The sequence below is a fragment of the bacterium genome (assembly GCA_030654305.1).
Taxonomy (GTDB): domain Bacteria; phylum Krumholzibacteriota; class Krumholzibacteriia; order LZORAL124-64-63; family LZORAL124-64-63; genus PNOJ01.
On sequence record JAURXS010000026.1, the window covers coordinates 1 to 5,200 of the forward strand.

Below are 5,200 nucleotides of genomic sequence, written 5' to 3' on the forward strand. Positions count from 1 at the left end.
TGATCAGGTTCATGGTCGTCCCCGTCTTCGGCGTACGGACAAAAAATCACCCGCCGTTGATTCGCAGCGGCCGGGCTGACTCGATCTTCTTGAGGTTAGCAGTCGGTCTTCAAGATAGCAGATTTGCGGGGCGGGAAAAGGCGTGATCGGGGATTATTTAACCATGGCCATTTTCCAGGTCGTGGTCTTCCCGCCGCAAACCAGCCGGACGATGTAATGCCCGGAGGAGAGCAAGGTTCCAGCGTCGTCGCGGCCGTCCCAGATCACGGTGTGCCAGCCCGGGGTCTCCGCCGGATCGAAGCTGCGGACCCGCTGGCCACGGATGTCGAAGAGTTCCAAGGCGATCCGCTGGCCCTGGGCGCCCTCGGGGATGCCGTAGCGGATGGTCGTCTCGGGGTTGAAGGGGTTCGGATAGTTCGGCCGGAACGAGGCGTTCAGCGGGGGGCCGCCCTCCTCAGGCTGCAGTTCCGGCAGGAAGACGACGTCCGAGGGCGGGCTCATGGCGCCATTGCGCTCCAGGGCGTCGACACCCTGGACCAGGACCCGGTATTCGACCCCCAGGTCGGCCTGGAGCGTCCAAGTCGTGTCATGGGCGGTCGCTTCCAGGCGGATGTCGCCTCCGTCTCGGGAAACCCAGACGTTGTAGCTGACGGCCTGCATGCCCTGGGTCGGGGCGGACCAGTGGAAGGGGACCGGCACGACCTGCGCCTCCACCAGCACCGGCAGCAGCAGGAGCGGCAGCGCAATCAGACCGGTTGTCGTCCCTTGCAGCCGGTGATTCAAGTCGCCGTCCTCCCCAGGAAAGACCGCCGCCGAGCCGCGGACCGTGGTTGCCGAAGACGTTCCATCAAAAGCAACTACGGTGCCACCCATTCCGGACCCCTCGGTCGGGCCCGATAACACCCTCTTCTACAATAGGTTGGGAGATTCGACCGGGTCGGTGCCGGCAGCGTGGGGACATCCTGTCCGCCACATCTTGCCTGCCGGGAGTCCCGGCGGTCACACTCCTTCCGGGCAACTAACAGGAATCGGAGGCCGGCTGTCAATGATCAGATGGTGAGAATGGAAGTTTCCCGGACTTCCTCCTCGGCCCCCATGACGGGGCATGGTGCCCCGGGCGAGAGCTGCGACGGTTGCGGGGACCATCCCCGACGCACCGCGAACGTCCCTGCACGGCCTTCTCGAGGCCATAACGCATCCTGCACGGCATTCCTGCTACTGAGTTTCAGAGCCGATTCCGGGGTGATCCGGAGGCTGGTCGTCCAGGGCGGCGTAGCGCCGCCGGTCGCGGCGGCGGCGCGCGACGATGCCCGCCGTCGCGGCCGCCGCCAGCAGCACGAAGAAGGTCGGCCAGCGGGTCGCGGCGACCAGCCAACCGAAGCGCAGGCGCACCGAACCGGCGAAACGCTCGCGGAAGGCGGAAGGCTCGGCGCCCGTGACCACGCGCATCGCCGCCCGGAAATCGCCCTCGCGACGCGCGGCGTCGATCAGGCGCGGCACGACGTCGCGCCCGTGCCAGTCGCGCAGGGACTGCACGGCCAGCAGCCCGGTGCGGTAGGCCTGGTCGGCGCGCCCCGAGTCGGTGGGGAACCCGGTTTCGAGACGCGCCAGGTCCGGGACGTGCCCGTCGAGGATCAGCGACACGGTGTCGCGGAAGCGCCATTCCCCGGACAGGTCCTGGGCCAGGCCCTCGTGGAACCAGGCCGGCACGCCCGTCACGCCGGGCAGCGCCTGGTGCAGCAGGCAGTGGACCGCCTCGTGGAGCGTCACGTGGGCCGCGGTGCGGCCGCCGCCGAGCGAGCGCTCGACGTCGACCCAGGCCCGGTCGTCGGCCGCCAGGCCCACGCCCCAGTCGGCGATGCGGTCGCGGTGCAGGGCGCGGAAGCCGTCGGTGGTCATCAGCCGGATCTCGAAACGCGGGCGCGCGCCGTCGATGGGCCAGACTTCGGCGACCATCGCGGGCCAGGCCCGCGCCAGCGCCTCGCGGCAGTCGCGCGCCACGCCGGGGTCCACGCCCGGATCCGCGACGACGGTCACGCAGGCGTCGAACCGCGGCGCAGACGCCGTCGCCGATGGCGCCCAGGCCGCGGCCCACACCGCCAGCAACAGCGCCGCCGCTGTGCATCCCCTCCGCATGGCGCTCCCCGATCCGTTCGGCGTTGACAGTAGCGTCGGCAGCGACCCATCATGCGGCGAACCGCCATCGCCCGCAACCGTCGACCGCAACCGCCGCCCGCGAGGTGACCGTGCCGCGCCCGACCCTCCTGCTGATCAACAAGTTCTACCACGACGTGGGCCCCGCCGGCGGCGTCGGGCGCTACCTCGTGCAGCAGGAGCAGGACCTGCGCGCGCGCGGCTGGGACGTGGTGCCCTTCGCGATGAAGGACGAGCACGCGCGGCCCTCGCCGTGGGACCGCTTCTTCGTGAGGGCGCGGGACTACAGCCGCCCGCGCTGGACCGGCGGCGCCGCGGGCGATGCCGCCTCGCTGATCTGGAACCGGGAGGCGTCGCGCCGGCTCGACGCGCTGCTGCGCGAGGTGAAGCCGGACGCGGCGCACCTGCACAACGCCTACCACCACCTGAGCCCGTCGGTCCTGCCCGTGCTGCGCCGCCACGGGATCCCGGCCGTCATGACGCTGCACGACCTGCGCCTGCTCTGCCCGGCCATCCACATGCTGCGCCGCGGCGAGGTCTGCGAGCGCTGCCGCGGCGGCCGCTTCCACGAGGCGGTCCTGGGCCGCTGCGTCAAGGACTCGCCGGCGGCGTCGCTGTTGGCGGCGGTCGAGACGGCCAACCACACCTCGCGCCGGCTCTACCGGCGGACGGTCGGCCGCTTCCTCTGCCCGAGCGCCTTCTACGCCCGCAAGTTCGCCGAGTGGGGCTGGCCCGCCGACCGCCTGACGCACCTGCCGAACTTCGTGGACCTCGACGCCTGGCGGCCGGCCACGGCGCCGCCCGGCGACGGCTACCTGTACTTCGGGCGGCTGTCGCGGGAGAAGGGGCTGGCCACGCTGCTGGAGGCCCACGAGCTGTGGTCCCGCCGCGCCGAGGCGACCGGCGCCCCGCCGGTGCCGCAACTGCGGCTGGCCGGGTCCGGTCCCCAGGAGGCGGAGCTGCGGGCCCGTGCCGCCGGGCTCGCGACCGGACGCGTCGAGTTCCTGGGTCCGCTGCCGCCGGACCGCCTGCGCGCGGAGCTGGCCCGCGCGCGGTTCACGGTGCTGCCTTCGGAGTGGTACGAGAACGGACCGCTGTCGCTGCTCGAATCCCTGGCGGCCGGCGTGCCGGTCGTCGGCGCGGACATCGGCGGCATCCCGGAACACCTGCGCGACGGCGTCGACGGCGTGCTGTTCAGGTCCGGCGATCCCGCGGCGCTGGCCGCGGCCCTGGCGCGCGCCGACGCGCTGCCGCCCTCCTCACGCGACGAGGCGCGCCGCACCGCCGAACAACGGTACGCGCGCGCCTCGCACATGGATCGTCTCGAAGCCCTGCTGCGCGAGGCGGCGGGCCTCCCCGCGCCCCGCTGAGCTCAGTCCTCCAGTCGGATCGGGATCTCCAGCACCAGGCGCCCCTCGCGGTCGCCCGGCGCCCGGTCGTCCAGGTTCGTGTCCAGGAAGCGCACGGCGCCGTAGGGGTGCAGGTCCTGCGGCGGCGCGGGCCAGCCGCCCTCGAAGGACAGGGACAGCGCCGCCGGCACGCCGCAGTACAGGCGCAGCGGCGCGCCGCCGGCGACCTCGACCTTGCCCGCCGACGGGGCGGCGAACAGGTAGCGCTCCTCGGCCGTGAAGCCCCACTTCTCGCTGTCCTTCTTCAGGGCGAAGGCGGCGACCACCTGCAGGGTGTACTTGCCGCCGTCGCTGCCCGCGGGCAGCGCCACCGATGCGTCGGCTTCCAGGCCGGTGAAGGCGCCGGCCGACACGGCCGTGCCCTCGGCGTCCAGGATGTTCACGGCGCAGTCGGTCAGCAGGTTGGCCGTGGCTTCGTCCATCGTCAGGTGGAACTCGGCGCGCGGCGTGGTCGCGTCGAGCGAGAAGTCGTGGGTCCAGGTGTCGTCCTTCTCGACCTCGACCTCGCGCTCGCGGCGGAAGCCGTCGAGCTGCGCCCGCGCCGCGCCCTTGAACACGCCGGGGAAGCTGCGGGTCACGGTGAGCTCCGTCTCGGCCGGCTCGCCCGTGCCTTCGCTCGCCAGGGCGGCGAGGGTGGGCGGATCGGCTTCGTAACCATCGAACGAGACCGTGAGGCGGTAGTCGGTGTCGGCCAGGTTGCCGATCGCCGCCGTCACGTTCAGCTCCCAAATGCCGGGGCGCAACACGGGCGGCAGGATCGTCGTGTCGACGACGGGGCTGCTCTCGGGCCGGGCGTAGCCGGCCCAGCCGCCGCGCACGGCGCCCTCGGGGTCGCAGACCTCCAGCGTGGCGCCCGCGCCCGCGACCGCGCCGAGCTGCCGGCTGACCTCGAGGCGGCAGCGCATGGCGGTGGCGCCGGCAGGCGGCTGCACGTAGTGGCGGCGGTTGGTCGAGGCCTGCAGGCCCTTGCCGGTGAAGGTCGTCGCGAAACCGTCCTGCGGGCCGACCGCGACCCCGCCGACGACGGTGTTCCAGAGGTCGAACTCGCGGGCCGCGGGACCGGAGAGGTCGCCGCCGTCGAGCGTGGCGATCACGCGCGCGCTGACGACGCCCTCGGCCGGCAGCTTGCGGGCGTCGTAGGCGACGTCGACCTCCATAGCCACGTCGCCGCGCACGTAGCGCTTCCGGGAGATCACCTGCAGCCAGGGCGCTTCGCTGCTGAAGGTGAAGGAGCGGAAGAAGGCGTCCTTCTCGTCGGGGCCCAGGTCGGGGTGGAAGACCGGCTTCACCGAGAAGGTCACGCGCTCCGGAGCGACCGGTGCGCCGCCGGGCGTGCGCCAGTACGCGGCCGAGGACTTGCCGTCGGACTGGAACGGGCAATCCACCGACACGGCCCAGTCGAGCACCTGGTGGGCCGACTTGCTGAGGGCCAGCGGGCGCAGCACGTCCCAGGCGCCCTGGATGCTCACCAGGCCGCCGCCCTGCTCGAACAGGGCCAGACCGGGCAACGGCTTGGCGCCGACGATCAGGGCGCGCTTGAGCATGCCCCAGTGGACCTCGAGGCCCTCCTGGCCCGCCGCGCTCAGCAGGCAGGCGACCGCGCCCGCGGTCTGCGGCGAGGCCATGCTGGTGCCGTT

4 protein-coding genes are annotated in these 5,200 nt (G+C 72.4%); 1 reads left to right on the top strand and 3 read right to left on the bottom strand.

Translation table 11 applies throughout. From position 1 onward, the window contains the following. Positions 1-153: 153 nt before the first annotated feature. Positions 154-783 (bottom strand): T9SS type A sorting domain-containing protein, encoded by a 630-nt coding sequence (locus Q7W29_00685; GenBank protein ID MDO9170330.1) that lies wholly within the window; start codon positions 781-783, stop codon positions 154-156. Between the two features lie 432 nt (positions 784-1,215). Beyond that, on the bottom strand, positions 1,216-2,136 hold the full coding sequence (locus tag Q7W29_00690) for a hypothetical protein (protein MDO9170331.1): 921 nt from the start codon (positions 2,134-2,136) through the stop codon (positions 1,216-1,218). Between the two features lie 110 nt (positions 2,137-2,246). On the opposite strand from Q7W29_00690, the gene Q7W29_00695 reads away from it, so the two are divergent. Continuing rightward, positions 2,247-3,524 carry a glycosyltransferase gene (locus Q7W29_00695; protein ID MDO9170332.1) on the top strand — a complete coding sequence of 426 codons (1,278 nt, stop codon included), beginning with the start codon at positions 2,247-2,249 and terminating at the stop codon, positions 3,522-3,524. Positions 3,525-3,526: 2 nt separating this feature from the next. Here the strand turns inward: Q7W29_00695 and Q7W29_00700 are convergent. After that, on the bottom strand, positions 3,527-5,200 hold a 1,674-nt coding region (locus Q7W29_00700; GenBank protein ID MDO9170333.1), incomplete at its 5' end, for a hypothetical protein.

What these genes read in the sequence shown, in the direction of transcription:
- Q7W29_00690 (MDO9170331.1), bottom strand. Translation starts at nt 2,136, where the DNA reads ATGCGGAGGGGATGCACAGCGGCGGCGCTGTTGCTGGCGGTGTGGGCC.